This is a genomic window from Streptomyces sp. MB09-01, from assembly GCF_033794505.1.
In the GTDB taxonomy this organism is placed as follows: domain Bacteria; phylum Actinomycetota; class Actinomycetes; order Streptomycetales; family Streptomycetaceae; genus Streptomyces.
Window position 1 is genome coordinate 12,079 of sequence record NZ_JARAYQ010000058.1, and the last position, 25,328, is coordinate 37,406.

At 73.9% G+C, this 25,328-nt stretch carries 21 protein-coding genes and 1 pseudogene; 7 read left to right on the forward strand and 15 right to left on the reverse strand.

The features are described from left to right. Positions 1 to 1,491, reverse strand: coding sequence for a hypothetical protein (locus tag PV721_RS14990; RefSeq protein ID WP_319724226.1), 1,491 nt, complete (start codon positions 1,489 to 1,491; stop codon positions 1 to 3). A gap of 79 nt (positions 1,492 to 1,570) precedes the next feature. Between PV721_RS14990 and PV721_RS14995 the strand changes: the two genes are divergently transcribed. The 3 genes from PV721_RS14995 to PV721_RS15005 are packed head-to-tail and all read left to right on the forward strand — an operon-like array spanning position 1,571 to position 4,108. Then, positions 1,571 to 2,260, forward strand: a complete 690-nt coding sequence (locus PV721_RS14995; protein WP_319724228.1) for a DUF305 domain-containing protein — start codon at positions 1,571 to 1,573, stop codon at positions 2,258 to 2,260. Positions 2,261 to 2,312: 52 nt separating this feature from the next. Beyond that, positions 2,313 to 3,671, forward strand: coding sequence for an FAD-dependent oxidoreductase (locus PV721_RS15000; protein ID WP_319724230.1), 1,359 nt, complete (start codon positions 2,313 to 2,315; stop codon positions 3,669 to 3,671). Between the two features lie 29 nt (positions 3,672 to 3,700). Next, positions 3,701 to 4,108, forward strand: coding sequence for a hypothetical protein (locus PV721_RS15005; protein WP_319724232.1), 408 nt, complete (start codon positions 3,701 to 3,703; stop codon positions 4,106 to 4,108). On the opposite strand, the gene PV721_RS15010 is transcribed toward PV721_RS15005, so the two are convergent. From PV721_RS15010 to PV721_RS15020, 3 genes are all read right to left on the reverse strand, one after another. Next, positions 4,105 to 4,449: a helix-turn-helix domain-containing protein gene (locus PV721_RS15010; protein ID WP_319724234.1), complete on the reverse strand. Its 345-nt coding sequence runs from the start codon at positions 4,447 to 4,449 to the stop codon at positions 4,105 to 4,107. The genes PV721_RS15005 and PV721_RS15010 overlap by 4 nt on opposite strands. Before the next feature lie 137 nt (positions 4,450 to 4,586). Then, entirely contained in the window at positions 4,587 to 5,696 is a 1,110-nt protein-coding gene (locus tag PV721_RS15015; protein ID WP_319724236.1) for an NADH:flavin oxidoreductase/NADH oxidase, read from the reverse strand. 78 nt (positions 5,697 to 5,774) lie between these two features. Beyond that, complete coding sequence (locus tag PV721_RS15020; protein ID WP_319724238.1) at positions 5,775 to 7,193, reverse strand: wax ester/triacylglycerol synthase family O-acyltransferase; 1,419 nt, start codon at positions 7,191 to 7,193, stop codon at positions 5,775 to 5,777. Positions 7,194 to 7,425: 232 nt separating this feature from the next. On the opposite strand from PV721_RS15020, the gene PV721_RS15025 reads away from it, so the two are divergent. Together PV721_RS15025 and PV721_RS15030 are read left to right on the forward strand one after the other, a co-directional pair. Beyond that, positions 7,426 to 8,514, forward strand: a complete 1,089-nt coding sequence (locus PV721_RS15025; RefSeq protein ID WP_319724240.1) for an exo-alpha-sialidase — start codon at positions 7,426 to 7,428, stop codon at positions 8,512 to 8,514. A gap of 39 nt (positions 8,515 to 8,553) precedes the next feature. Beyond that, complete coding sequence (locus tag PV721_RS15030) at positions 8,554 to 9,543, forward strand: MerR family transcriptional regulator (RefSeq protein ID WP_319724242.1); 990 nt, start codon at positions 8,554 to 8,556, stop codon at positions 9,541 to 9,543. On the opposite strand, the pseudogene PV721_RS15035 reads toward PV721_RS15030, so the two are convergent. The 4 genes and pseudogenes from PV721_RS15035 to PV721_RS15050 all read right to left on the reverse strand — a co-directional run. After that, a pseudogene (locus PV721_RS15035) lies at positions 9,541 to 10,092 on the reverse strand (sigma-70 family RNA polymerase sigma factor); the annotation flags it as partial. The gene PV721_RS15030 and the pseudogene PV721_RS15035 sit on opposite strands and share 3 nt — an antisense overlap. 133 nt (positions 10,093 to 10,225) lie before the next feature. Next, on the reverse strand, positions 10,226 to 11,596 hold the full coding sequence (locus tag PV721_RS15040) for a deoxyribodipyrimidine photo-lyase (RefSeq protein ID WP_319724244.1): 1,371 nt from the start codon (positions 11,594 to 11,596) through the stop codon (positions 10,226 to 10,228). 78 nt (positions 11,597 to 11,674) lie between these two features. Beyond that, positions 11,675 to 13,270, reverse strand: coding sequence for an SDR family oxidoreductase (locus PV721_RS15045; RefSeq protein ID WP_319724246.1), 1,596 nt, complete (start codon positions 13,268 to 13,270; stop codon positions 11,675 to 11,677). Positions 13,271 to 13,484: 214 nt separating this feature from the next. Continuing rightward, positions 13,485 to 14,162 carry a uracil-DNA glycosylase gene (locus tag PV721_RS15050; RefSeq protein ID WP_319724248.1) on the reverse strand — a complete coding sequence of 226 codons (678 nt, stop codon included), beginning with the start codon at positions 14,160 to 14,162 and terminating at the stop codon, positions 13,485 to 13,487. Between the two features lie 153 nt (positions 14,163 to 14,315). Between PV721_RS15050 and PV721_RS15055 the strand changes: the two genes are divergently transcribed. Continuing rightward, positions 14,316 to 15,230, forward strand: coding sequence for a hypothetical protein (locus PV721_RS15055; RefSeq protein WP_319724250.1), 915 nt, complete (start codon positions 14,316 to 14,318; stop codon positions 15,228 to 15,230). A 130-nt stretch (positions 15,231 to 15,360) separates the two neighbouring features. Here the strand turns inward: PV721_RS15055 and PV721_RS15060 are convergent, their stop codons facing one another. From PV721_RS15060 to PV721_RS15070, 3 genes are all read right to left on the reverse strand, one after another. After that, positions 15,361 to 16,425 carry a lactonase family protein gene (locus tag PV721_RS15060; protein ID WP_319724252.1) on the reverse strand — a complete coding sequence of 355 codons (1,065 nt, stop codon included), beginning with the start codon at positions 16,423 to 16,425 and terminating at the stop codon, positions 15,361 to 15,363. A gap of 55 nt (positions 16,426 to 16,480) precedes the next feature. Beyond that, a complete protein-coding gene (locus PV721_RS15065; protein WP_319724254.1) occupies positions 16,481 to 17,617 on the reverse strand; it encodes a nitric oxide synthase oxygenase in 1,137 nt (378 codons plus the stop codon). A 234-nt stretch (positions 17,618 to 17,851) separates the two neighbouring features. Then, complete coding sequence (locus PV721_RS15070) at positions 17,852 to 18,433, reverse strand: GNAT family N-acetyltransferase (RefSeq protein WP_319724256.1); 582 nt, start codon at positions 18,431 to 18,433, stop codon at positions 17,852 to 17,854. Positions 18,434 to 18,573: 140 nt separating this feature from the next. On the opposite strand from PV721_RS15070, the gene PV721_RS15075 reads away from it, so the two are divergent. Further along, positions 18,574 to 20,871, forward strand: coding sequence for a HelD family protein (locus PV721_RS15075; protein ID WP_319724257.1), 2,298 nt, complete (start codon positions 18,574 to 18,576; stop codon positions 20,869 to 20,871). Here the strand turns inward: PV721_RS15075 and PV721_RS15080 are convergent. The 4 genes from PV721_RS15080 to PV721_RS15095 all read right to left on the reverse strand — a co-directional run bounded on the left by PV721_RS15080 (position 20,861) and on the right by PV721_RS15095 (position 25,251). Next, complete coding sequence (locus tag PV721_RS15080) at positions 20,861 to 22,363, reverse strand: FUSC family protein (protein ID WP_319724266.1); 1,503 nt, start codon at positions 22,361 to 22,363, stop codon at positions 20,861 to 20,863. The genes PV721_RS15075 and PV721_RS15080 overlap by 11 nt on opposite strands. Positions 22,364 to 22,660: 297 nt before the next feature. After that, the gene (locus PV721_RS15085; RefSeq protein ID WP_319724259.1) at positions 22,661 to 23,089 is read right to left on the reverse strand and encodes a universal stress protein; all 429 of its coding nucleotides are present in this window, start codon (positions 23,087 to 23,089) and stop codon (positions 22,661 to 22,663) included. A gap of 9 nt (positions 23,090 to 23,098) precedes the next feature. Continuing rightward, positions 23,099 to 24,607: an APC family permease gene (locus PV721_RS15090; protein WP_319724261.1), complete on the reverse strand. Its 1,509-nt coding sequence runs from the start codon at positions 24,605 to 24,607 to the stop codon at positions 23,099 to 23,101. 50 nt (positions 24,608 to 24,657) lie between these two features. Then, positions 24,658 to 25,251, reverse strand: a complete 594-nt coding sequence (locus PV721_RS15095) for a histidine phosphatase family protein (protein WP_319724263.1) — start codon at positions 25,249 to 25,251, stop codon at positions 24,658 to 24,660. Between the last annotated feature and the right edge of the window lie 77 nt (positions 25,252 to 25,328).

Sequence of the window (25,328 nt, forward strand, 5' to 3'; positions counted from 1 at the left end):
TCAGTGGTACTCGGGCTGGCTCTGCACGTTGAGCCGGTCCATCCACACCCACTTCGCGCTCTCGGTGCGCCAGTCGTCGAGCCGCAGCACGTCGAGGCCCTTGGCGATGTCGTTCGAGTAGATGTGCCCGTTGTAGTAGTACGCCGACCAGGACCCGCCCAGTCCGAGCCGGTCCGTCGTCAGCGGTCCGCGCTCGAAGTACGCGATCTCCCGGGGCCGGGCGGAGTCGGTGAACTCCCATACGGACACGCCGCCCTGGTACCAGGCCTGCACCATGATGTCGCGGCCGCCGCCGACCGGGATCAGCGAGCCGTTGTGGGCCACGCAGTTCTCGGTGTCCGCCTGGTGGCGCGGGATCTTGAAGTAGCTGCGGAAGACGAGCTTGCGCTGGTCCCCGCGGCCGGTGATGTCGTAGACCCCGTCGGCGCCCCGGTCGGGACCGGTGGCCTCGTTGCAGGTGGCACCGGAACCGCCGCCGAGCTCGTCGGTGAACACCACCTTGTTCGCCCGCTCGTTGAAGGTGGCCGAGTGCCAGAACGCGAAGTTCACGTTGTCCTGCACCCGGTCGATGACCTTCGGCTGCTCCGGCTCGCTGATGTCGAAGAGGATGCCGTCGCCCATGCAGGCTCCGGCGGCCAGCTTCTTCGAGGGCAGCACGGTGATGTCGTGGCAGCCGGTGGTCTTGGAGACGCCGGGGTTGGTGGGCTGGCCCGGGTTGCCGCCGTCCGGGAAGAGGATCGGGAAGGCGACGACCGCGGCCTTCGTCGGCGCCTTCTTCGGGACCTTCACCACGGAGATGCCGTCGTGCGGCGGCTTGCAGTCGGGGAAGGCCTCGTTCGGGGAGTACGAGGCGACGTAGAGGTAGATGTCCCGGTCGCCCGGCACCAGGGTGTGGGTGTGGGAACCGCAGGCAGTCTCGACGGACTTGATGTACTTGGGGTTCTTCTTGTCCTTGATGTCGAAGATCTTGATGCCTTCCCACGAGGACTTCTCCGTCGCGGGCTGCGAGACGCTGTTGCAGGAGTCGTCGCTGCGCGAGGAGTCGGTGGAGAGGAAGAGCAGGTCCCCGTGGACGGAGACGTCGTTCTGGCCACCTGGGCAGAGCACCTGGGAGACGGTCTTCGGCGCCTTCGGATCGGCGATGTCGTAGATCGTGAAGCCGCTGTAGCTGCCCGCGTAGGCGTACCTGCCCTGGAAGGCCAGGTCGGAATTGATGTTGGCGGGATCGGTGCTGGGGACGTTGGCCAGGAACGTGATGTTGCGGCTGTGCACGATCTCGTCCTGGCCGGGGATGTCGCCCGGAGCCAGTTCCCTGCTCTCGACGGAGCTCGCGCCCTGCTGGTTGGCGCTGCTGCTGCCGGGTGCTAAGTCGCCCGGGTCGGGGGTGGCCGACGCCGGTCCGGCTGCCAGGAGCGTGGCGAGGAGCCCGGCCGCCGCGACGGCCACCCCCACCCTCCTGTTCCGCACTCTCCTGGTGTGTGGTGAGGTCACTGTGCCCTCCGATGGGGGAGCCCGATCGGTTCCGCCCGCAAGGGAACGGAACCAGGACCCCGGCAGTATCTTCCTTTCCATGGACATGGCAAAAGCCCTCCGGGGCCGCGAAGCGCCGACAGCGCCGCTCCGCCGCACCGCCGCGGCGATCGCCACCGCCGGCCTCCTGCTGACGCTCGTCGGATGCCAGGGTGAGGACGAGGGGGCAGACCGGGCCGGAGAGGGAGGGCCCGTGGTCGTCGCCCCGGGCCGGCCCGGCGAGAAGGCGCGCACCCTCACCCCCGAACAGGCCGCTGAGGCGAAGCCCGACGACAGCCCGAACGCCGTCGACCACGCCTACGTACGGCGCATGATCGAACACCACCGCCAGGCACTGACGATGAGCGCGCTGGCCCCCGAGCGGGCCGCGGCGGACGGGGTCAAGCGGCTGGCGGAGCGGATCTCGGCCGCCCAGCGGCCCGAAATCGGGGCGATGGAGAAGTGGCTGACCATCCATCCATCGCCGTCGGGCGGCTCCGGGGGGCACGCACACGACCACGCCGCGATGCCGGGCATGGCGACGGAGCAGCAGCTCGAGGAGCTGACCGGGGCCAGGGGCGCCGATTTCGACCGGCTCTTCCTGGAGCTGATGACCGCCCACCACGAGGGCGCCCTGAAGATGGCGGGCGAGGCGCTGGCCGCGGGCAACAACGTGGCGGTCGAGGAGATGGCCACCGAGGTGGTGGCCACGCAGAGCGCCGAGATCCACCGGATGCGCGCGATGGGCTGACGTCGGAGGGGGGCGGTGTCATGCTGGGACCACCTGCGGGAGGAGCTCCGCCGTGCTTCGTGTCGCCGTCGTCGGATCGGGCCCCAGCGGGGTCTACGCGGCCCAGACGCTGGTCCAGCAGCGCGAGGTGCCCGGGGTGCGGGTCGATGTGCTCGACCGGCTGCCCGCCCCGTACGGTCTCGTGCGGTACGGGGTCGCACCGGACCACGAGAAGATCAAGTCGCTGCAGGGCAGCCTGCGCACCGTCCTGGAGGACGAGCGGATCCGCTTCCTCGGGAACGTCGAGGTGGGCGGGCCGGAGCTGTCCACGGCGCGGCTCCTGGAGCTGTACCACGCGGTGGTGTACTGCGTGGGCGCGGCGCGGGACCGGATGCTGGGGATCCCCGGCGAGGAGCTCGCCGGGGTGCACTCCGCGACGGCCTTCGTGTCCTGGTACAGCGGCCACCCCGATGCCCTCGGCGAGGTCTTCGACCTGCCGGGGGTGGAGTCGGCGGTGGTGGTGGGGGCGGGCAACGTCGCGGTGGACGTGACCCGGATCCTGGCCCGCGGCACGGCAGAACTGGCGCCGACGGACATGCCGCAGCCGGCGCTCGGCGCACTCGCGGACAGCGGGGTGCACAGGGTGGCGATGGTGGCCCGGCGCGGACCCTCGCAGGGCAAGTTCACCACCAAGGAACTGCGCGAACTGGGCACCCTGCCGGGGGTGGACACCCTGGCGGACCGCGCCGAGCTGGCGCTCGACCCCATGTACTGCGATCCGGGCGCGGCCGCCGCGCTGCCGGCGGTGGCCCGGCGGAACCTGGAGGTGCTGCGCGGCTGGGCGGAGGCGGATCCGGGCGGGGAGCCGCGCCGCATCGCGCTGCGGTTCTACCTGCGCCCGGTGGAGATCCTCGGCGGGCCCGGCGGTCGGGTCACCGGGATGCGCTTCGAGCGGACCGCCCCGGACGGGCGCGGCGGGGTGACCGGGACGGGCGTCCACGAGGACATCGAGGCGCAGTTGGTGCTGCGTTCGGTGGGGTACAAGGGCGTTCCGCTGGCCGGGCTGCCGTTCGACCCCGAACGGGGGACGGTCCCGCACGCGGCGGGCCGGGTGGTCCGCGCGGGCCGGGTCTCGGTCGGCGAGTACGTGGCGGGCTGGATCAAGCGCGGCCCGACGGGGGTGATCGGCACGAACCGGCCGTGCGCCAAGGAGACCGCCTCCTCGCTGCTCCAGGACGCGGCGGTGCTGGCCCGGCGCGAGCTGCCCGGGGACCCGCTGGACGCCCTGCGCGCGGCGGGCCTGCACCCGGTGGAGTGGCCGGGCTGGCAGGCCATCGAAACGGCCGAGGCCGATCTGGGCCGATCCCTGGGCCGCCGCTCCGTCAAGATCCCGGACTGGCCGGGGCTGTTGGGCGCCGCGGGGCTGGCGTAGGGGACGTCGCCCATTAGAGTGCTGCGGTGATGCGCGGAAGAATTCTGGTACTTGCGGTGACCGTGGCGGCCTGCGCCGTGCTGTCGGGGTGCACGGACGAGGGCGCCGACGGGGCCGCCGCACCCGCGCCGGGCCCCACCGTGACGAGCCCGGCCGCTCCCCCGGCCGCGGCGGCCCTCGCCGAGCGCTACCGGCGGGCGGGCGGGGACGCCGACGTGTACGGCATCGAGCAGGTGCCCGGGCCGGACGGGGCAACACCCCTGATCGTCGTGCGCACCCACAACCCGGACACGGGCGACGACCGGTTCAAGCAGCAGGCGGCCTCCGTCACCGCGTACCTGACGCTCAGCGAGGGCGTCACGCTGCCCCACGGCTACCGCATGGACGTCTTCGGCCCGGACGGCCGGCTGCTCCACCGGTGGAACGCCGCGGTTTAGGCGAGCCGCGACGCCTCGGCCTCGGCCGCCGTGAGGACGCTGTCGAGGAGGCCCGGGAAGAGGGCCTCCAGGTCGTCGCGGCGCAGGGCGTTCAGCTTGGTGGTGCCGCGGTAGGTCTGGCGTACGACTCCGCTCTCCCGCAGGACGCGGAAGTGGTGGGTGGTCGTGGACTTGGTGACCGGCAGGTCGAAGTGCGAGCAGGCCAGGTCCGCGGCCGAGGCGGCCAGATCCCGGACGATGGACAGCCGGACCGGGTCGGAGAGCGCGTGCAGTACGCCCTCCAGCCGGATCTCGGCCGCTCCGGGGTGGGCGAGGGTGCGGCCGGCGTCCCGTTCCGTCATGTCCCTGCTCCACTCACTCGGTTTGCTGCGGGCCCCCATCGTACGAGAGTCGTCGAAGCAGTCGGGAGCCCCGCGGAGATCGGCGGGACCGGGAGGTGCGGCTCCGCCGCCGGCCGGGCGCCGGAGCCGCACCGCCGTCACCAGGAGCGGTGGTACTGCTCGGGCGTACGGATCTCCGCGCCCAGCTCGGCGGCCGCGCGGCGGGCCCAGTACGGGTCGCGGAGCAGCTCCCGGGCCAGCAGGACCGCGTCGGCCTCCCCGTTGGCGAGGATCTTCTCGGCCTGCTCCGGTTCGGTGATCAGGCCGACGGCGGCCACGGGGAGGGTGGTCTCCTCCTTGACCCTGGCGGCGAAGGGCACCTGGTAGCCCGGGCCGACGGGGATCGACACCCCGGGGGCGAGACCGCCGGTGGAGACGTCGAGGAGGTCCACGCCGTGCTCCTGGAGCAGCCGGGCCAGCTGCACCGTGTCGTCGGCGGTCCAGCCGTCCTCCTCCAGCCAGTCGGTGGCGGAGATCCGGAAGAGCAGCGGGAGCTCCTCGGGCCACACCGCCCGTACGGCGTCCACGACTTCGAGGGCGAAGCGGGTCCGGTTCTGGAAGGAACCGCCGTAGGCGTCGGTGCGCTTGTTGCTGTGCGGGGAGAGGAACTCCCCGATGAGGTACCCGTGTGCGCCGTGGATCTCGACGACCTCGTAGCCCGCCGCGAGCGCGCGCTCGGTGGCGGCCGCGAACTGGGCGGTGATCCCGGCGATCTCGTCGACCGTCAGCTCGTGCGGCACGTGGCCGCCCTCGGCGAAGGGGACGGCGCTCGGGGCGACGGGCTGCCAGCCGTGCGCCTCGGGGCCGACCGCGCCGCCGCCCTTCCAGGTGCGGTCGGTGGAGGCCTTGCGGCCGGCGTGCGCGATCTGGATGCCGGGAACGGTCCCCTGGGCCTTGAGGAAGGAGGTGATCCGGCGCAGCGCCTCGACCTGGGTGTCGTTCCAGATGCCGAGGTCGTAGGGGGTGATCCGGCCTTCCGGGGAGACGGCGGTGGCCTCCTGGATGATCAGGCCGGTGCCGCCGACGGCGCGGGCGGCGTAGTGCGCGAAGTGCCAGTCGTGGGCCACGCCCGCGTTCGGGCCGAACGCCTCGGCGCTGTACTGGCACATCGCCGCCATCCACACGCGGTTCGGGACCGTGACCGAACGGAGGGCGTAGGGGGAGAACAGGGCGGCGAAAGCGGCGGGGGCCGCGGGGGCAGCACTCATCAGGGCTCCAGATGTCACCGGGCGCGCCGGGGATCGGCGGCTAAGTTCGAGACTCACCGTACTACGAATTCTCTCGTACTACGAGACCTCTCGTACAAGCGCGTCGAGCTCCGCGCGCAGCGCCCCTGCCAGGGCATCCAGGTCCGGGACGGCCGCCGCGTCGGCGACCAGGCCGTAGTGGACGGTTCCCTTGTACGTGGACACCGCGACGGCCAGTGACTGACCGCGGGCCAGCGGGGCGAGCGGGTAGACCTCGCGGACCCGGCTGCCGCCGAGGGTGAAGGTCAGTCCGGGCAGCGGGACGCTGGTGACCAGGATGTCGAAGAGCAGCCGGGCGGCCTGGGCGACGAGCGGGCCGCCGAGCCGGTGGCCCAGCGGGTGGACGTGGTCGGCGAGCAGGGCGACGGCCCCGGCGCCGCGGGCGGGTCCGGCGTCCTTGTTGCGGTCCATCGCCGCCCGGATCCGGTCCAGGCGCAGCAGCGGGTCGCGCTCGGCCAGCGGCAGCCGCAGCAGGTAGCCGGAGAGCCGGTTCCCGCCGCCGGCTCCGGCCCGGCCCCGGCGGGACACGGGGATCAGCGCGCGGGGACCCGGCCCGGTCGGCGCGGGATCGCCCCGCTCCTCCAGCCAGCGCCGCAGCGCCCCGGCGACCACGCAGATGAGCACGTCGTTGACGGTGCCACCGGCGGCCTTGCGGACCAGGTTGACCTCGTCCAGGTCGAGGGCGAGACCCGCGACGGCCCGGGTCCCCTTGCCCGCCGGGTCCGCGGTGAGGGCCGCGGGGACGCCGAGCGGCAGCCCGGAGCGGGCCACGGCGGCGCCGATCTCCAGGGCCTGGCCGACGTCCTGGACCCGGGCGGCCAGGGCCCCGGGGAGCCGGCGCAGGGCGGAGCCGGCCCGCTGCTCGGGGACCGGGCGCACGGAGGTCCGCGGGGCCGGTCCCTCGTCGAAGAGCGAGGCCGCCAGCGCCAGTGCGCCCAGGCCGTCGGCGAGGGCGTGGTGGAACTTGAAGAGCACCGCGAAGGACTCCGGGTCCGGCCCGGCCAGCACGTGGGCCTCCCAGGGCGGCAGTTCCCGGTCCAGCGGCCGGGCCATCAGCGGGCCGGCGGCGGTCTGCGGGTCCTCCTCGTCGGTACGGACGAGGAACACGTGACGCGCCGGGTCGAAAGCGGGGTCCGGCGACCAGGCGGCCGCGCCGACCGGCAGCAGCACGTCGCGGATCCGGCGGCGCAGGCCCGGCACGGCGGCGCAGCGGGCGGCGAGCAGTGCGGCGGCGCGCTCGGCGGCCCCGGACGCGGCCCCGGATCCTGCGGTGGGCCCAGGTCCTGCGGTGGGCCCGGGTCCGGCGGTGGGCCCAGGTCCGGCGGCCGGCCCGGGTGCGGCGGCCGGCCCGGGTGCGGCGGTGTGGAAGACGGCGAGGGCGCCGAGGTGCATGGGGTGGGCGGCGGATTCGATCCGCCAGAAGGCGAGGTCGAGCGGCGACAAGTGCTCGGTGGCCACAAAGGTCCTCTCGCGTGCGACGGCAGAAGTGCAGTGGCCTGAAGTCAATCCATTCCGGACGCCCACGTTCAAGCAGCAACGATTTCCGGAGGGTAAATGATCGGTATCGATCGGCTGCTCAGCAGCCCGGTGCCGTCCGCCGGGCCGCTGTCAGAGGGTGGGTGCAGACTGGCCGGAAACACGCTTCACGAGGAACGCCCTGCAAGGACGACGAGGTCCGGAGGTACCGGCCATGCCCGATGTACTGCTGCTCGTGGGAACCCGGAAGGGGCTCTTCATCGGCCGTCGCCGAGGGGACGGACCGTGGGAGTTCGACGGGCCGCATTTCAATGCCCAGGCCGTCTACGCGGTCGCCGTCGACCGGCGGGGGCCGGCCCCCCGGCTGCTGGTCGGCGGCGACAGCACGCACTGGGGGCCGTCGGTCTTCAGCTCCGACGACCTGGGCGCCACCTGGCGCGAGCCCGCCGCCGCCGTGAAGTTCCCCCAGGACACGGGGGCCTCGCTGGAGCGGGTCTGGCAGCTGCAGCCGGCCGGGCCCGAGGCCCCGGACGTGGTGTACGCGGGAACGGAGCCGGCCGCGCTGTTCCGCTCGACGGACCGAGGCGAGTCCTTCGAGCTGGTCCGCCCGCTGTGGGAGCACCCGAGCCGCGACAAGTGGGTCCCGGGCGGCGGCGGCGAGGGCCTGCACACGGTGATCACCGATCCCGGCGACCGGGACGCGGTGACCGTGGCCGTCTCCACCGCCGGGGTGTTCCGGACCAAGGACGGCGGGGCCAGCTGGGAACCGTCCAACGAGGGGGTCTCGGCGGTGTTCCTGCCGGATCCCCACCCCGAGTTCGGCCAGTGCGTGCACAAGATCGCCCAGGACGCCGGGGACACGGACCGGCTGTACCTGCAGAACCACTGGGGCGTCTACCGCAGCGACGACGCGGGGGCCCGGTGGACCGACATCGGCGGCGGGCTCCCCTCCGACTTCGGCTTCGCGGTGGCCGCCCATCCGCACCGGCCGGACACCGCCTACGTCTTCCCGCTCAACGCCGACTCCGACCGCGTCCCGGCCGAGCACCGGTGCCGGGTCTTCCGCACCCGGGACGCGGGCGCCAGCTGGGAGCCGCTGTCGAAGGGGCTGCCCTCGGGAGACCACTACGGCACGGTCCTGCGGGACGCGCTGTGCACGGACGACGCGGACCCCGCGGGCATCTACTTCGGCAACCGCAACGGCGAGCTGTACGCCAGCCACGACGACGGCGAGAGCTGGCAGCTGTTGGCCGAGCACCTGCCGGACGTGCTGTGCGTGCGGGCGGCGACCATCGGCGGGTAGCGGGGAACCCGCATCGTTCGTGCGTCGTACGGTAAGGGCATGTCCGAGACGACGCACGGCATCACCACGGGGGCGGTGGCGCGTCACCTGGGCGTGTCCCCGACCACCCTGCGGTCCTGGGACCAGCGGTACGGCATCGGTCCCGCCGCGCACGAGGGCGGACGCCACCGCCGCTGGACCCCCGGGGACATCGCGATGCTGGAGGAGATGTGCCGGCTCACCGCCTCCGGAGTGCCGCCCGCCGAGGCGGCGCGGGCTGCGCGGGGCCGGCGTGCCGGCGCGATCACCGATCGCGGCGCCGGGGCGGGTCTTCCGGTCGGCCGGCCCGGGCCGGCCCGGCTGCCGGGACCGGCCGACGTGCCCTCGCGCCCCGGCGACGAGCGCGACGTGCTCCGGGAGAGCCGGGGCCTGGCCCGCGCCGCCGTACGCCTCGACGGCCCGGCCCTGGACGCGCTGCTCGGCGACCTCATGGCGGGCCACGGGCTCGTCACCGTCTGGGAGGAGGTCATGGTGCCCACCCTGCACGCGGTGGGGCGCAAGTGGCAGTCCTCCGGCGACCGTTACGTCGAGGTGGAGCACCTGCTGTCCTGGCACGTCTCCACCGCGCTGCGGCGCGTGGCGCCCGCCGCCCCGGAGCGCCGGGCCGCCACTCCCCCGGTGCTGCTGGCCTGCGTCCCCGCCGAGCAGCACACCCTGCCCCTGGAGGCGCTGGCGGCGGGGCTCGGCGAACGCGGCCTGCCGGCCCGGATGTTCGGTGCCGCCGTCCCCGCCGAGGCGCTGGACGCCGCCGTGCGGCGCACGGGACCGGCCGCCGTCGTGCTCTGGTCCCAGGCCCGCTCCACGGCCGACCACGCGCTGGCCCGGCACGTCGCCGCGAGCACCTTCGGAGTCAAGGGGGCGCGGACGCACCCCGTGATGCTGCTCGCCGGCCCGGGCTGGGCGGGCCGCGCCCCCGCACCCGGCACCCTGCGACCGGGTGGGCTGCGGGAGGCGCTCGACCTCATCTCCCGTCTCTACGACGCCCCCTAGGGCCCGGCGCAGCCGCTGGAGTCCGCGCCGGGCATGGCTCTTGACCGTGCCCAGCGGCAGACCGGTGCGGTGGGCGATCTGGACCTGGGTCAGGTCGGCGTAGAAGGCGAGGGCCAGGACCTCGCGCTGGAGGCGCGGAAGGCGCTCCAGTTCACGGGTGACGCAGAGACGGTCGAGGGCGCGCTCGCAGCCGTCGGGCGCCGCGGCGGCCGGCTGCAGGGCCGCGCCGGCCGCCACGGCCAGGTCGAGCCGGCGCGTGCGGGCGGTGAGCGCGTCGGCGACCTTCCGGCGGGTGATGCCGACCAGCCAGGCGGGAACAGCTCCGCGTGCGGGGTCGTACCCGGCGCGGCCGGTCCACGCGGCGAGGAAGACCTGCTGGGTGACGTCCTCGGCCTCCCCGAGGTCGCCCAGCGTGCGGGCGGCCAGGTGGTGCACGAGACGGCCCCAGCGCCGGTGGGCCAGGGCGAAGCAGTCCGCGTCGCCCCGCCCGATCCCACGGCCGATCTCCTCGTCCGAGATCACGTCGGTCGTGCCGGGTGGTGCGCTCATGACGACTCCGCCTCCTCGCCGCTGCCGGAAGCTCGGCCGCTCCCGCCCCTTCAGGCTCCGACGCGGCGACGAAGCGCTTCAACTCGCATCGTTCGTGCGTCGTCCTGCGCCCCGCCCCGGTCCGCGGGCAGGCTCACTCCCGGCCCCGGGCGTGGCGGAAGCGGGCCAGGCCGTCGGCGAGAGCGACGATCGGGTCGGGGTAGTCGCAGGCATCCCGTTCGGGGCCGGTGAGCTTCCACGGCTCGTGGATGGTCCCGGCGGGCAGGCCCGCGAGCTCGGGGACCCAGCGGCGGACGTAGGCCCCGTGGGGGTCGTACCTCCGCCCCTGGAGGACGGGATTGAGGACCCGGTTGGGCCGCGTGTCCGTCCCCGTCCCGGCCACCCACTGCCAGTTGAGCTGGTTGTTCGCGACGTCGCCGTCCACCAGGAGGTCCAGGAAGTGACGGGCGCCCTCGCGCCAGTCGACGTACAGCGTCTTCGTGAGGAAGGACGCGGTGATCAGGCGCCCCCGGTTGTGCATCCAGCCCTCGTGGGCGAGTTGCCGCATCGCGGCGTCCACCATCGGGTAGCCGGTGCGCCCCTCCCGCCAGGCACGGAGGTCCGCCTCCGCCTCGGCGCCCCGCCGCCAGTGGTCCTGCCGGGGCCGGTAGTCGGCGACGGCCGTCTCCGGCCGGGCGGCGAGCACCTGGTGGTGGAAGTCCCGCCAGCACAGCTGCCGTACGAAGGCGGACGCGCCCGCGCCGCCGCGGGCCCGTGCCCGGTGGACGGCCTCGGTGGCCGATACGGCGCCGAAGTGGAGGTACGCGGACAGGTGGGAGGTGGCATCTCCCGCGAGGTCGTCGTGGCGCTCCTCGTAGGTGTCGGCGAGCCGGGACAGCCAGGCGTCGAGCCGGCGGCGGCCCTCCTTCTCCCCGCCCGTGGGGAGGCCCTCCGACACGTGCGCCACGGAGGCGCGCCCGGGCAGTTCCTCGGAGCGCATCCCGCGGACCACCCGGACGGCCCGGGGAGCGGTGAGGGGGGTGCGCGGCGGCTCGGCGGCCCACCGCTTGAAGTACGGGGTGAAGACGGCGAAGTGGTCGGATCCCTGCGGGGTGAGGGCGCCGGGCGGCACGGCGGTGATCACCCCGTCGTGCACGTAGAGGCGGCGACCGTCGGACTCCAGGGCGCGCCGCAGCCGTGCCTCGCGGTCGCGGGCGAAGCGGGAGCAGCCGGCCGCCATGTGCACCTCGTCCGCATCGGCCTGCCGCGCCACGGCGTGGACCTCGGTGACGGGGTCCCCGGTGCGAACGACGAGCCGCCCGCCGCGGTCGCGCAGGCCCGCGTCGAGGTCGGCCAGGCAGTCGGCGAGGAAGGCCAGCCGGTTGGGCGCGGCGAACCCCGCCCGGTCGACGGCGGGATCCCGGACGAACAGGGGCACGACGTCGTGCGCCGCCGCCAGGGCGGCGCGCAGGGGCGGGTGGTCGTGCAGGCGGAGGTCGGAGGTGAAGAGGACGACGGAGTTCATGGCGCCACTCCCGGCGATCGGCCACCCTGCGGGCGCGCGCGGGCGACGGCGGGTGGGCTGCGTGCGGACTTGCCGTCCTCACTTCCCCCGGCTGCCGCCTCCCGGATGCGCCACCGGTCCCGCCGTGCCGCCGGTTGCCTCCTCGGCGGGTTCCTCCGCCGTCCTCTCGGCCGTTCGCGCGATGTTTCGCGCCATGCCGCCGAAGACGACGGCGTGGAACGGCGCCACGCTCCACCAGTACAGCTGTCCCGCCAGGCCGCGCGGGTGGAAGAGGGCCCGCTGGCGGTAGAGCGTGCCGCCCGCGGCATCGCGGTCGACGCGCATTTCCAGCCAGGCGAGTCCGGGGAGCCGCATCTCCGCGCGCAGCCGCAGGAGGCGTCCCCTCTCGATCTCCTCGACCCGCCAGAAGTCGAGCGTGTCACCGACCCGGAGCCGGTCGGCGTCGCGCCGGCCCCGGCGCAGCCCCGCCCCGCCGACGAGCCGGTCGAGCTGGCCCCGTACCGCCCAGGCCAGCGGGAAGGAGTACCAGCCGTTCGTGCCGCCCACCCCCTCGATGACCCGCCACAGCTGCTGCGGGGTCGCCGGGACGGCCTGCTCGCGCTCGTCGGTGTAGAGGCTGCCGCCCGCCCAGTCGGGGTCGGTGGGCAGCGGGTCGCTCGGGGCGCCGGGCAGCGAGGCGTTGGACCAGCGGGTCGTGACGCGCGCCTCCTTGACCCGTTCCAGGGCGAGCGCCAGAGCGCGGTCGAAGGGGACGGGCGTCCCCGGTCCGTCGGGCACGTACTGCCGGATGTCGTGTTCCGCGCAGACGACCTCGTACTTCAGCGATTCGGCCAGCGGACGCGCGAGGGCGGCCGGCACCGGCGTGACCAGGCCGATCCAGTGGCTGGACAGGCGCGGGGTGAGCACGGGGACGGGCAGGATGAGACGCCGGGGCAGTCCGGCGACGGCCGCGTAGCGGAGCATCATGTCCCGGTAGGTGAGGAGATCGGGACCGCCGATGTCGAAGACCCGGCTGACGTCGCGCGGCATCCGTGCGCTGCCGACGAGGTAGCGCAGCACGTCCCGTACGGCGATGGGCTGGACGCGGGTGCCGACCCAGCTCGGCGTCACCATCACGGGGAGCCGTTCGGTGAGGTAGCGGAGCATCTCGAACGAGGCCGATCCGGAGCCGATGACGACGGCTGCGCGCAGTACGGTCGTGGGCACCCCGGAGCCGAGCAGGATCCGGCCGACCTCGGCCCTGGAGCGCAGGTGCGGGGAGAGTTCCTGTTCGGGCACGTCGCGCGGGGTGAGGCCGCCGAGGTAGACGATGCGGGCGACCCCGGCGGCGCGGGCCTCGGCGGCGAAGGTGGTGGCCGCGCGACGGTCGGTCTCCTCGAACTCGTGGCCGGCTCCCAGCGAGTGCACCAGGTAGTAGGCCACGTCCACGTCCTGCAGCGCGGGACGCAGGCTGGCCGCGTCGGTGACGTCGCCGTGGACCACCTCGGCCCGGCCGGCCCACGGGTGGTCCCTGAGGTGGGCCGGGGTCCGGGCCAGGCAGCGCACGCGGTGGCCGGCGTCGAGCAGCTCGGGGACGAGCCGGCCGCCGATGTAGCCGCCCGCGCCGGTGACCAGGCAGTGCAGTCCGGTGGCCGGGGTCGCGGGCGGGGTCGGATTCCGGGGTTGCGTGCTCACGGGCTGTGCTCCGTTCGTTCCGTCCCGGGAGGGCGGCCGGCGGGCGCCGGACCCTCCCGTTCGCCCATCCTTCCCCGTGCACCGCCGGAACGGATGCGAAGACACGTCCGGACACGACCGCGCCCGGACGGACACGGCCGACGACGCACGGTCATCCGGGAACGCACGGTCCCCCCGGACCGGATCCCGAGCGGGGACGGACCGGGCACGGGTCCTAGGGCAGGCGCCAGTCGACCGGCTGCGTCCCCTGGCGCGCCAGCAGGTCGTTCGCCCGGCTGAACGGGCGCGAGCCGAAGAAGCCGCGGTCCGCCGACATCGGCGAGGGGTGCGCCGACTCGACCGCCGGCAGGTCTCCGAGCAGTGGCCGCAGGTTGCGCGCGTCGCGGCCCCACAGGATCGACACCAAGGGCTTGCCCCGGGCGACGAGTGCCCGGATCGCCTGCTCGGTCACCTCTTCCCAGCCCTTGCCGCGGTGGGCGGCGGGCTGGCCGGGGGCCGTCGTCAGGGCCCGGTTGAGCAGCAGCACCCCCTGCCGGGTCCACGGGGTGAGGTCCCCGTTGGACGGCCTCGGCAGTCCGAGGTCGGAGTTCATCTCGCGGAAGATGTTCTCCAGGCTGCCCGGCAGCCTGCGCACCTCCGGCGCGACGGCGAAGCTCAGGCCGATGGCCATCCCCGGTGTGGGGTAGGGGTCCTGTCCGACGATCAGGACGCGGACGTCGTCGAACGGCTGCTGGAAGGCGCGCAGTACGTGCGCGCCGGCCGGCAGGTACGTCCGGCCCGCGGCGATCTCGCCGCGGAGGAAGTTCCCCATGGCGGCGATCTGTCCGGACACGGGTTCCAGGGCCTTCGCCCAGCCTGCTTCGAGGAGTTCATTCAAGGGTCGTGGTGCCACGCTGTGTCACTCTACTGGTCCAACCGGGTGGCCGGGCGCCTACCGTCGGTGAGTTGACGGTATCTGCTCTTCATCGGATAAATGCGGACAGATGCCGCCGGAGAAGGCCCTGCCCGAACACCTTGTTCCGATAAGCCAGTAGCATGCGGCGCCATGAGCTCCCCCACTGGGCCCGCAAATGGCCTGCCCGTACGAATGCCGCGACCCCGCCAGACCGGACGGCACCGCCGGCCCGAGCCCGCGGCGGCGCCCGAGGGCGCGCCCGCGCTGGTGCTCGCCGTGCCCGGTGCCCCCTCGGCCGCCTCGCGAGGGCTCGCGGAAGAGATCATCAGCATCGGCCGCTCCGAGCTGCCGGGCCTCGATGCCCGCATCGGCTTCCTCGACGGTGACGACGCCTCCGAGTTCCCGTCCCTGTCCGGCGTGCTGACCGCCGTCGCGACCGAGCGTGCCGCGCGCGCGGAGTTCGCCCGCGCCGCCGGCCACGAGGTGCCCGCGCCGACCGGCCCCGACGCCGTGGTCGTGCCCCTGCTCGCCGGTCCGGACGCAGACCTGCTCCGCCGGGTCCGCCAGGCGCTGATGGACTCCTCGGCCGCCGCCGAGCTGGCCGACGTGCTCGGCCCGCACCCGCTGCTCGCCGAGGGCCTGCACGTGCGGCTGTCCGAGGCGGGCCTGGCCCGCGCCGACCGCGCCCGGCTCTTCACCGTGACCACCGCCGCCGACGGCATCGTGCTGGCCACGACCGGTGGCGAGGAGGCCGTCCAGGCCGCCGGGATCACGGGCATGCTGCTCGCCGCCCGTCTCGCCGTGCCCGTCATGGCGGCCGCGCTGGACCAGGAGGGCTCGGTGGCCGCCGTCGCCGAGCAGCTGCGCGCCGAGGGCTCCACGCAGCTCGCGCTCGCCCCGTACCTGATCGGCCCGGAGGCGGCCGAGGGGCTGCTCGACACCGCCTGCAAGGAGGCCGACTGCGCCACCGCCGAGGTGCTCGGGGCCTACCCGGCGCTCGGCAAGCTGGCCGTCGCCCAGTACTCCGCGGCCCTCGGGATCAGCCAGGGCGCCGCTGCCCACTGACCCGCCCGTCCGTGACGGAGAAGGCCCCCGGTGGCCCTGGTTTCCAGGGCCGCCGGGGGCCTTCTCCGTGGCGGTGTGCGGACGCCCCACAGGTACGCACCGTTCGCCCGCCCGGTACGTCCGTACGCGGTCAGTCGAGGACCACACAGGTGGCCGCGGGCACGGCCACCGAGCCGGCTCGGCGCGGGCGCCCGGTCGGCGGGTCCACGTCGAACCAGGTGACGTCGCCCGAGCGCTCGTTGGCCGCGTAGAGCCGACGACCCGAGGCGTCGACGGCGAGGTCGCGCGGCCACTCGCCGCCGCAGTCCACGGCGCCGGTGAGCCTCGGCTCCTCGGGCCCGTCGGCGAGGGAGAGCGTGGTGATGGAGTCGGCGCCCCGGACGGCCACCCAGACGAACCGCCCGTCGGGCGAGACGACGATCGCCGAGGGGTAGGCCCGTACGGCCCCTGAGGCGCCCGTGGAGGCGACCGGAACCTCGCGGACCGGTTCCAGTTGCCCGGACGCCCCGTTCCAGCGGCAGACGGTCAGCAGCGGCTCCAGCTCGTGCAGGACGTAGACCACGGCGCCCTCCGGGTGGAAGGCGAGGTGGCGGGGCCCGGTCCCGGCGCGCAACACCGTCTCGGAGTGCACCCGCAGCGCGCCGGTGGCCTGGTCGGGTGCGCAGACCCGCACCGAGTCGGTGCCGAGGTCCACGCTGAGCACCCAGCGGCCGGTCGGGTCGGGCAGCACCTGATGGGCGTGCGGGCGCTCCTGGCGCTCGGGGTCGGGGCCGCTGCCCTCGTGCGCGAGGACGTGGGCGGGCCCGGCCGGGCTGCCGTCGGCGGCGAGCGGGAGGCTGCTGACGCTGCCGGAGGTGTAGTTGGCGGTGAGCAGCCGGCCCGCGCTCACGCTGAGGTGGGTAGGGCCGGAGCCGCCGACACGGACGGCCGCACCGAGCGGGGCGAGGCCGTCGGCGGTCGGCAGGAAGGCGCTCACCGCGCCCCCCTCGGTCTCGTTCACCGCGTAGAGCACGCCGGTGTCCGGGGCGAGGGTGAGGTAGGAGGGGTCCTCCGTGGCGGCGACCGAGAGCGTGGTCAGCGCTCCGGTCACCGGATCCACGGCCGCGGTGGTGACACCGCGGCCGCCCCCCGAGGTGAACGAGCCGATGTAGGCCCGGTGTTCGCCGCAATGGTCCGTACTGTCAGCGCCGCCCACACGAGGCCCCTCTCACTGCTCTCGGATCCGTTCGGAGCCGACGGTAACAGAAGGTCTAGACCAAATCCCGCCCCTGGGCCCGTTCCTGCGCGCCGGGGTGGTGGACGTACGCCGTGCTGCTCGGGCTGTCCTCGTAGGTGCGGTGGAAGACCGGGGTGGCGGAGCCGGAGATCGGCGGCACGATCCAGGACCAGTCCGCGCCCACCTCCCGCCCCTTGCGCTCCTCCCGCTCCATGTGGGACAGGAACCGCCGGGACTCGCTGTGGTGGTCGGCGATGGCGACGCCGGCACGGTCGAAGGAGTGCAGGACCGCCCGGTTGAGCTCGACGAGCGCGCGGTCCTTCCAGAGCGAGCGGTCGCTGGAGGTGTCCAGGCCGAGGCGGCGGGCGACGGCCGGCAGCAGGTTGTACCGGTCGGTGTCGGCGAGGTTGCGCGCGCCGATCTCGGTGCCCATGTACCAGCCGTTGAAGGGCGCGGCCGGGTAGTGGATGCCGCCGATCTCCAGGCACATGTTGGAGATGGCGGGCACCGCGTGCCAGCGCAGGCCCCAGTCCGCCCAGCCGTCGCCGTCGGGGTGGTCGATCGGCACCTCCAGGACGGCATCCGCGGGGGTCTCGAACCAGCGGGGCTTGTCGTCGACGCCCTGCACCACCAGCGGAAGGAGGTCGAAGGGGCTGCCGGAGCCGCCGGGCCAGCCGAGCCGGAGCAGGGCCTCGGTGAGCGGAGCGTTGCGGGCGTCGCCGACGGTGACGGAGGGGTGGTCGCCGTAGCCGGCGTACCTGACGAGCTGCTCGCTCCAGATCAGGGGGCCGGGACGGCCCGGGGCGTCCGGGGCGAAGACCGTGATGGTGGGTCTGATCCTGCCGCCGTTGGTCGCCTCGCGCAGGTGATCGAAGCACTCGGCGGCGATGTCGTCGGCGTCGGTGAGCCCGCGGCGATCCCGGACCCGCAGCGAGTTCCAGTAGAGCCTGCCTATGCAGCGGTTGCTGTTGCGCCAGGCCACGCGCGCCCCGTGGGCCAGTTCCTCGGGGGTGTGCACATAGGTGCCGGTCCGGGCCAGTTCGGCCCTGACGGCGGCGAGCCGGACGCGCGGATCGCCTGCGCCCTTGGTCTCCCGGTGGAAGAGTCGGATGAACTCCTCGGCCGCTTCCCACACCTGAGCGGTGGTGGAGCGCTGTTGAAGAATTTCCATTCCGGGCGGTTACCCCCTGTCCGACCAGATCCACCCTGTACGTGCCGGATGAATGTGCAATGAACAATTACCCGTTGTACATGCCGCAGGTCAGCGGTGTGCGGCAGGAGCGGCCGGAACACTCCTCTGAGTGATCTTCGACGATAGGCCTGCGAGCAGGGGGTGCTGGGGCGTACGATCCGGCGCAGGCGCGGGGGTTGACCGTGCGCGCGCCGGGCTGCGCACGCGGGCGGGTCAGCGGCAGGGGCGGCTCATGTAGAGCGCCTGCTCGCCGGCAGCGGGCGTACCGCCGTACAGCGCGGTGTCGAGGCCGCAGAAGCCGAACCCCATGCGCCGGTAGGCGTGCACGGCCGGGGCGTTGACCGAACTGACCTCCAACCACAGGTGCTCCGCGCCGCGTTCGCGGGCGTACTCCGCCGCGCACTCCATGAGCGCGCGGCCGATGCCGCGGCCCCGCCGGCCGGGCGCGACCTCGATGTCCTCGATCGTGAGGCGGCGGTTCCACGCGGCGTAGCCGACGGCCGCGAAGCCGCACACCTCGCCGCCGTCGAGGGCCACGTAGGTGCGCGCGTCCGCGTCCCGGCCCGCGGCGCCGCCGAAGCCCTGCTCGTCGTGCTCCTCGGGCGGGAACACCTTGTGCACGGGCGGGTCGACCGGGACCTCGCGGAGCCGGAAGCCGAAGCCGTCGTCGGAGGCGGTCACCTCGAAGACCGTGGCAGTGGTGAAGGAACCGTCCAGGGCCTCGATGGCACCCGCGTCCTCGGGGCGGGCGAGGCGGTAGACGATTCCGTCGGCGGAGCCGTGTGCGGTGGTCATGGGATCCACCGTACGCAAAAAATCCCCCGGCCGAATTCGCTGCCGAGGGATGCGGGAGAGTATATTTGTTGGTTCGTGACTTCACGGAAAATGAAGCCACAAGAAACTTACGAGGACACTGTATCGCGGTGGGAGTGCAATTGTCAACCGAGGAATTCCGTAAAGAGCAGCAATTCGTCACCGGTCTCTATCGGCGCCTCGACTACCTGCGCGACCAGGCCGAACATGCGGTCGAAGGGGCATTGCGCGACGTCGGAAGCGGGTTTCAGGCGCGCCTGGAACGCGATGTCATGGTCGCCGAGCAGTCCGGTCTGCTATCCGCACTGAATGCGGGCGAGAACGGCCTCTGTTTCGGCCGTCTGGAGTTCTCCGACGGCCGCGACCACCACATCGGCCGGATCGGAATCCGCGCGGACGACGCGGAACGCACCCCGCTGGTCCTGGACTGGCGCGCGGAGGTGGCCCGGCCCTTCTACCTCGCCACCGGCCACACCCCCATGGGGCTGCGCCGCCGGCGGCACATCAGCAGCCGGGGGCGCGAGGTCACCGCCCTGCACGACGAGATCCTCGACCTGACCGACGCGGAGCGCACCGGGCACGAGGGCGCCGACGCCGACGCCGTGCTGCTCGCCGCCCTCGACGCCGCCCGGACCGGCCGCATGCACGACATCGTGCGCACCATCCAGGCCGAGCAGGACCGGATCATCCGCTCCCCGCACCGCGGGGTGCTGGTCGTGGAGGGCGGTCCCGGCACCGGGAAGACCGCGGTAGCGCTGCACCGGGCCGCGTACCTCCTGTACGCCCACCGGGAACTCCTCGCCAAGCGCGGGGTGCTCATCGTCGGGCCGGGACCGGCCTTCCTCGGCTACATCGGCGAGGTGCTCCCCTCCCTCGGCGAGACGGGCGTACTGCTCGCCACTCCCGGCGAGCTCTTCCCCGGCGTGCACGCCACCGGCGCCGACCGCCCGGGGGCCGCCGCGGTGAAGGGCCGGGTCGCGATGGCGGAGGTCCTCGCCCGGGTCGTGGCGGACCGGCAGGGCCTGCCCGAGACCGTGCCGGCGGACACCGGCGAGGAGTACGACACGGTCCCCGAGCCCGCGCTGGAGATCGACCACGACGACTACGGGACCCTGCTGCTGGACCGCACGATGGCGCACGAGGCGCGGGACCGGGCCCGGGCGACGGGGCTGCCGCACAACCAGGCGCGCCCCGCCTTCGCCTTCCGGATCATCGACGCGCTCACCGCGCAGCTCGCCGACCGGCTGGGGGCCGATCCGTACGGCGGTCCGAACCTGCTCGGCCCGGACGACGTCGCCCAGCTCGGCAAGGAGATCGCGATGAGCCCCGCCGTGCACGCGGCGATCGACTCCCTGTGGCCCTCCCTCACCCCCGAGCAGCTGGTCGCCGACTTCCTGGCGGACCCCACGCACCTGCCCGCCCACGAGGCCGAACTGGTCCGGCGCGCGCCCTCGGCGCGGCCGGACTGGACGCCGGCCGACGTGCCGCTCCTGGACGAGGCGGCCGAGCTGCTCGGGGAGGACGACAGCGCCCGGCGTGCCGCCGAGGAACGGGAGCGGCAGCGGCGCATCGCGTACGCGCAGGGGGTGCTGGACCTGTCCGAGGGCTCGCAGTCGTACGAGTTCGAGGACGAGGAGAACGAGTTCCTGGCGGCCCACGACATCATCGACGCCGAGCGGATGGCCGAGCGCCAGGAGGAGGCCGACCACCGCAGCGCCGCCGAGCGGGCCGCTGCCGACCGCACCTGGGCCTTCGGGCACGTGATCGTGGACGAGGCGCAGGAGCTGTCGGAGATGGCGTGGCGGCTGCTGATGCGGCGCTGTCCCACCCGGTCGATGACATTGGTCGGAGATCCCGCACAGACCGCCGACGAGGCGGGCTGCGGCTCCTGGGAGCGGATCCTCTCCCCGTACGTGGGCGAGCGCTGGGAGCTGGTCCGGCTCGGGGTCAACTACCGGACGCCGGCCGAGATCATGGAGGTGGCGGCGGCCGTGCTGCGGGAGCGCGATCCCGGCTTCGAACCGCCGCGTTCGGTGCGGGCGACCGGCGTGCGGCCGTGGGTGCGCGCGGCGGGGGACGCGGCGCGGGCGGTCGCGGAGGCCGTGGAGCGGGAACTGCCTGCGGAGGGGCGGCTCGCGGTGATCGCGCCGCGGGAGCGGCACGCGGCGCTGGCCGCCGTCCTGCCGGGGGTGCGGGAGGGCGCGGAGCCGGATCTGACCCGGGAGGTCGTGCTGCTGGATCCGCGCCAGGCCAAGGGGCTGGAGTTCGACACGGTGATCGTGGTGGAGCCGGCCGATTTCCAGCCGAGCGACCTGTACGTGGCGCTGACCCGGGCCACCCAGGCCCTCGGGGTGGTGCACTCCGCCGGCCGACTGCCGGCCGGCCTGGCGGAGCCCGCGCAGGGGCTGGTCAGGCGCTGACGACGAACGGCGCCCGCGGGTCGGTGCCCAGCGGGGCGGCGAGCTCGACCAGCGCCCGCTCCAGGCCCTGGAGATGGGCCAGCGCGGGCTCGGACCCGGCGGTGTGAGCCGCGAGGTCGCGCGCCGTGCCGGGCCGGCTCGCGCCCCGCTCCTCGGCGGTCAGCGCCTCCACCGCCGCCTCGACGCGCCAGCAGGCCGCGGCGAGGCGGGCGTCGTGGCTCGCGTCCGGATCGGCGGCCACGGCCACCAGCCCGCGCACCTCGCGGGCGCAGTCGTCCAGCAGCGCGATGACCTGGCCGGCGCGGGCCTTGCGCGCACGGAACGGGCTGAGCGGGTGGACCAGCGGGGCCAGCGCCATCCGGACCCGGGCCAGCAGCGTCTCCAGTTCGGCGGCGTGGGGCGCCGGATCGGCCGCCTCGGAGCCGGCGAGGCGGGCGGCGGCCTGGGCCGTGGCCGCGTGCACGCAGTGCAGGGCCCGCTGGATCCAGGCGTCGTTCGTGGCGTGGGTGGTGACGGGCAGGACGAGCACCACGGCCAGCGCGGCGCACACCGCGCCGACAGCCGTCTCCTCCAGGCGCAGCAGGAGCAGGCCGGGGTCCAGCACGCCGAGCAGGCCGTAGAGCAGCCCCGCCATGAGCGTGACGGCCAGGATCATCCAGCTGTAGGAGACCGCGGCCGTGTAGAAGATCGCGAAGACGCAGCCGGCGACCAGGACGGCGGTGGGTGCGGGCGCGCCGTTCAGCGGGATGGCGATCAGTACGCCCGCGGCCACACCGATGACGGTGCCGAGCACCCGGCGGAAGCCCCGGACCAGCGTCTCGCCGCGCGAGGCGGTGTTGACGAAGATCCACCAGGTGGTGCCGACGGCCCAGTACCAGCGGTCCTCGGAGAGCACCTGGCCGATGGCGAGGGCGACGGCGCAGGCGGCGGTGGCCTGGACGGCCTGGCGGGTGGTGTGCCGGGCGAGTCCTCGTCCGGGCAGCGGCGCGGGGGCGGGAGGCGGCGGGGTGCGCCGCTCGATGGGCCAGAGCACGAACCGTACGGCGCCGCAGGCGACCAGGGCCAGGCCCACGGCGGCGAAGAGCTCCGGGAGCTGGGCGGGGACGGCGTGCAGGAACTGCGTGATGAAGAAGTTCATGAACGCGAAGATCCCGAGCGCGTGTCCGCGCGGACCCCAGCGGCGGGCGTAGACCCCGCAGAAGACGACGAGGACGAAGGCCGCGTCGCGGGCGGGGGTCAGCCCGTGCAGGGCGGTGGCGAGGGCGAGGACCGGGAATCCGGCGGCCGGCAGCAGGGCGGTGGTGACGGCCTGGCGGCGCACGGTCGCGTCGGTGACGGTGAAGAGGGCGAGGAGCGCCGCCAGTCCCCCGGTGATGGAGGCGCTCAGGGAAAGACCGCACAGCTCGGCGAGGGCGACGGAGGCGGCGACGCCGATCACCGCGCGGGCCGCGTTCCTGAGTCTCAGACGCCCCGGATCCGGAGCCACGAACATCCTCTTCACGGCGGTGTGCCGCCCCCCTCGTGTGGTGCGCGCCGGCGCGGCGCCGCCCGGGGGTGGTGGGCGGCGGACGGGCACGGCGAAAGCGCCGCGCTCCGGAACCGGCCTCGTTGCCGTCCGGCGCTGCGCGGCGCCGTAAGTACATGGATACGCCACAGATAACCATCCGTAGGGGCAATGGCTCAAGCGGACCCCTTGGAAGTGGACCATTGGCTCAGTCACTGGCGAGGATCTTCGGCCATCCGGAGGCCAACGGTCCGGCTTTCCCGCGCGGCGGTGAGCCGCCCGCGGTCACTGCGCCGGGCCGCCTTCCGTCGGCACGCACAGGACGGGCACCGGTGACAGGTGCAGGAGCTTGTGCGGGGTGGAGCCGAGCAGGGCGCCGCGGATCGGGCTGTCGCCCCAGCTGCCGACGATGATGACGCGGGCGTGGTGGCGCTCGGCGGCGTCCAGCAGGGCCTGGGCCGGCTTCTCGTCGACCACCTCGACCGTCGAGGGCACTCCGGCCGCGTCGGCCTCCTCGACGGCGCGGGCGAGGGCGCTGCGGCCCACCTGGCGGACGGCCTCCCGGTGGGCGCGGTACTCCTCTCCGGTGGCGCCCGGGGCGGCCGCACCGTAGACGAGGACGAGGGGCTCGCCGAAAGCGGTGGCCACCTCCAGCGCCACGTGCAGCGCCCGTTCGGCGCCGGGGGACTCGTCGTATCCAAGGACCACGGACATCGGGACTCCTCAGCGCTTCCCGGCACGGACGAGGGCCGGGTCGACCACGCCCCGCCGCTCCTGCCAGAACCTGCCGTCCCGTACCCGCCAGAAGCACATGACGAGCACACCGACGACGGCGATCGCGATCCCGATGACCAGCGGCGGGCCGAGCCCGAACCAGGAGACGCCGCTGGCCGAGTTCTCCGGGTCGGACATGTCGCCGACCGACTCCACCAGCAGCCAGATCAGCAGGCCGGCGCCGACCACCGGGCCGACCCCGATGAGCAGGAGGTTGTGCACGCTCTCGCGCAGGTGGCGGCGGTAGTAGACGGCGCAGGCCAGGCCGGTGAGCGCGTAGTAGAAGGCGATCAGCAGGGAGAGCGCGGTGAGCGAGTCCAGGAGCGCGTTCTCGCTGATCTGGTTGACGACGAGGTACCAGCCGATGGCGATGCCGGCCACCCACCACGTGCTCACGTCCGGGGTCCGGAACCTCGGGTGGATGTGGGCGAGCGGCGGTGGCAGCGCGTGCCGGCGGGCCATGGACAGGGCCGTGCGGGAGGCCGGGATGATCGTGGTCTGCGTGGAGGCGAGGGCGGAGGTGCAGACGGCGAGGAGCACCATCCAGTCCCAGCCGCCCATGACCTCGTGGGCGAGCACGGCGAAGATGGCCTCCTCCTCGGCCGCGTTCTCGGCGAGGAAGGTGGTGCCCGCGTAGCCGACGACCGCGAAGCAGACGGACAGGTAGGTGACCAGGAGGATGACCGTCGACCAGATTCCGGCCTTGCCGGGCGCGGTGGCGGAGTTCTCCACCTCCTCGGTGAGGTTGACCGCGGACTCCCAGCCCCAGTACATGAACACGCCGAGCAGCAGTCCGCCGGTGAGGGCGGCGCCGCCGGCACCGAAGGGGTTGAGCCAGGAGAGGGACGGCTCGATCTCCTCGAGGGTGCTGGTGCCGGCGTAGATCCGGTAGATGGCGACCACCGCGAAGGCCAGCAGGAAGAAGACCTGGGCGAGGATGAGGACGTCCTGGAGGTGGGCGGAGAGCTCGGTGCCGATGACGCAGATGGCGGTCATGGCGAGGATCACGGCGACGGTGAGGGATTGCCGGATCCAGGCGTTGGCGGCCCAGTCGTCGAGTCCGAAGGCCAGCAGGCCGAAGTTGACGGCGACGTCCGCGAGCGAGCCGATGACCAGTACGCCCGTCATGGCGATGGCCCAGCCGCCGAGCCAGCCCGCCCAGGGGCCCATGGCCCGGGTGACCCACGAGAAGGTCGTCCCGCAGTCCTGGTCGACCTTGTTCAGGTAGTAGAAGGCGGCGGCGATGAGGAGCATCGGCACGAAGGAGGCCAGCATCACGCCCGGCGCGTAGATCCCGACCAGGGCCACGATCGGCCCGAGCACGGCGGCCAGGGAGTAGGCGGGAGAGGTGGAGTTCAGGCCGATGACGAGCGCGTCGAGGAACCCGATCGCGTTGGCCTTGAGCCCCGTTTCCCCGTCGCCCGGCGGGTGCACCACATCCGTACCGTCCTGACCCATGTACGAATGGTCACGCACCCGGCACGGGCGCGCGAGGCGGGACGGACCGGTCAGGGGCGGATGTTCCAGCCCGCGACCACCGGGAGGCCGTGTTCGGTGGAGAGCACGCTGACGGTGCCGGTGCGCAGCAGGAACAGCCGGCCGTCCGCCGGCTCCAGGCCCAGGTAGCGGGCGGTGAGGACGCGCAGGAAGTGACCGTGGGCGACGAGCACCGCGTTGCCGCCGTCCGTGCGGAGCACGGGGGCTACCCGGGCGAGGGCGCGGTCCGCGCGGGCGCCCACCTGGGCGGCGCTCTCACCGGGGTGCGCCGGGTCACCGGGCGGGACGCCGTCGGTCCACAAGGACCACTCCGGGGTGGTCCGCCGGATCTCCTGGGTGGTGATGCCCTCGTAGCCTCCGTAGTCCCACTCGTACAAGTCGGGGTCGGCGACCCCGCCGATGAGTCCGGCGAGTTCGGCCGTGGCGACGGCCCGGTGCAGCGGGCTCGTCAGCACCAGGGCCGGGTGCCGGTCCTGGAAGTAGGGGGCCAGCGAGAGGGCCTCCTCGACCCCGCGCGCGTTCAGCGGGACGTCGGTGCGTCCGGTGTGCCGCCCGTCGGCGCTCCAGGACGTCTCTCCGTGCCTCACCAGCAACAGGTCGCTCACCCTCCGGACCCTATGCCTTCCGGCATGTCGGGGCCGGGGGATCCGGGCGGGCGTGTCACTGTCGGGCGTCATGGAGG

Coding starts and splice junctions, on each gene's coding strand:
- PV721_RS14995 (WP_319724228.1), top strand. CDS start 1,571: ATGGACATGGCAAAAGCCCTCCGGGGCCGCGAAGCGCCGACAGCGCCG.
- PV721_RS15005 (WP_319724232.1), top strand. CDS start 3,701: ATGCGCGGAAGAATTCTGGTACTTGCGGTGACCGTGGCGGCCTGCGCC.
- PV721_RS15010 (WP_319724234.1), bottom strand. CDS start 4,449: ATGACGGAACGGGACGCCGGCCGCACCCTCGCCCACCCCGGAGCGGCC.
- PV721_RS15015 (WP_319724236.1), bottom strand. CDS start 5,696: ATGAGTGCTGCCCCCGCGGCCCCCGCCGCTTTCGCCGCCCTGTTCTCC.
- PV721_RS15025 (WP_319724240.1), top strand. CDS start 7,426: ATGCCCGATGTACTGCTGCTCGTGGGAACCCGGAAGGGGCTCTTCATC.
- PV721_RS15030 (WP_319724242.1), top strand. CDS start 8,554: ATGTCCGAGACGACGCACGGCATCACCACGGGGGCGGTGGCGCGTCAC.
- PV721_RS15040 (WP_319724244.1), bottom strand. CDS start 11,596: ATGAACTCCGTCGTCCTCTTCACCTCCGACCTCCGCCTGCACGACCAC.
- PV721_RS15055 (WP_319724250.1), top strand. CDS start 14,316: ATGAGCTCCCCCACTGGGCCCGCAAATGGCCTGCCCGTACGAATGCCG.
- PV721_RS15065 (WP_319724254.1), bottom strand. CDS start 17,617: ATGGAAATTCTTCAACAGCGCTCCACCACCGCTCAGGTGTGGGAAGCG.
- PV721_RS15070 (WP_319724256.1), bottom strand. CDS start 18,433: ATGACCACCGCACACGGCTCCGCCGACGGAATCGTCTACCGCCTCGCC.
- PV721_RS15080 (WP_319724266.1), bottom strand. CDS start 22,363: ATGTTCGTGGCTCCGGATCCGGGGCGTCTGAGACTCAGGAACGCGGCC.
- PV721_RS15085 (WP_319724259.1), bottom strand. CDS start 23,089: ATGTCCGTGGTCCTTGGATACGACGAGTCCCCCGGCGCCGAACGGGCG.
- PV721_RS15090 (WP_319724261.1), bottom strand. CDS start 24,607: ATGGGTCAGGACGGTACGGATGTGGTGCACCCGCCGGGCGACGGGGAA.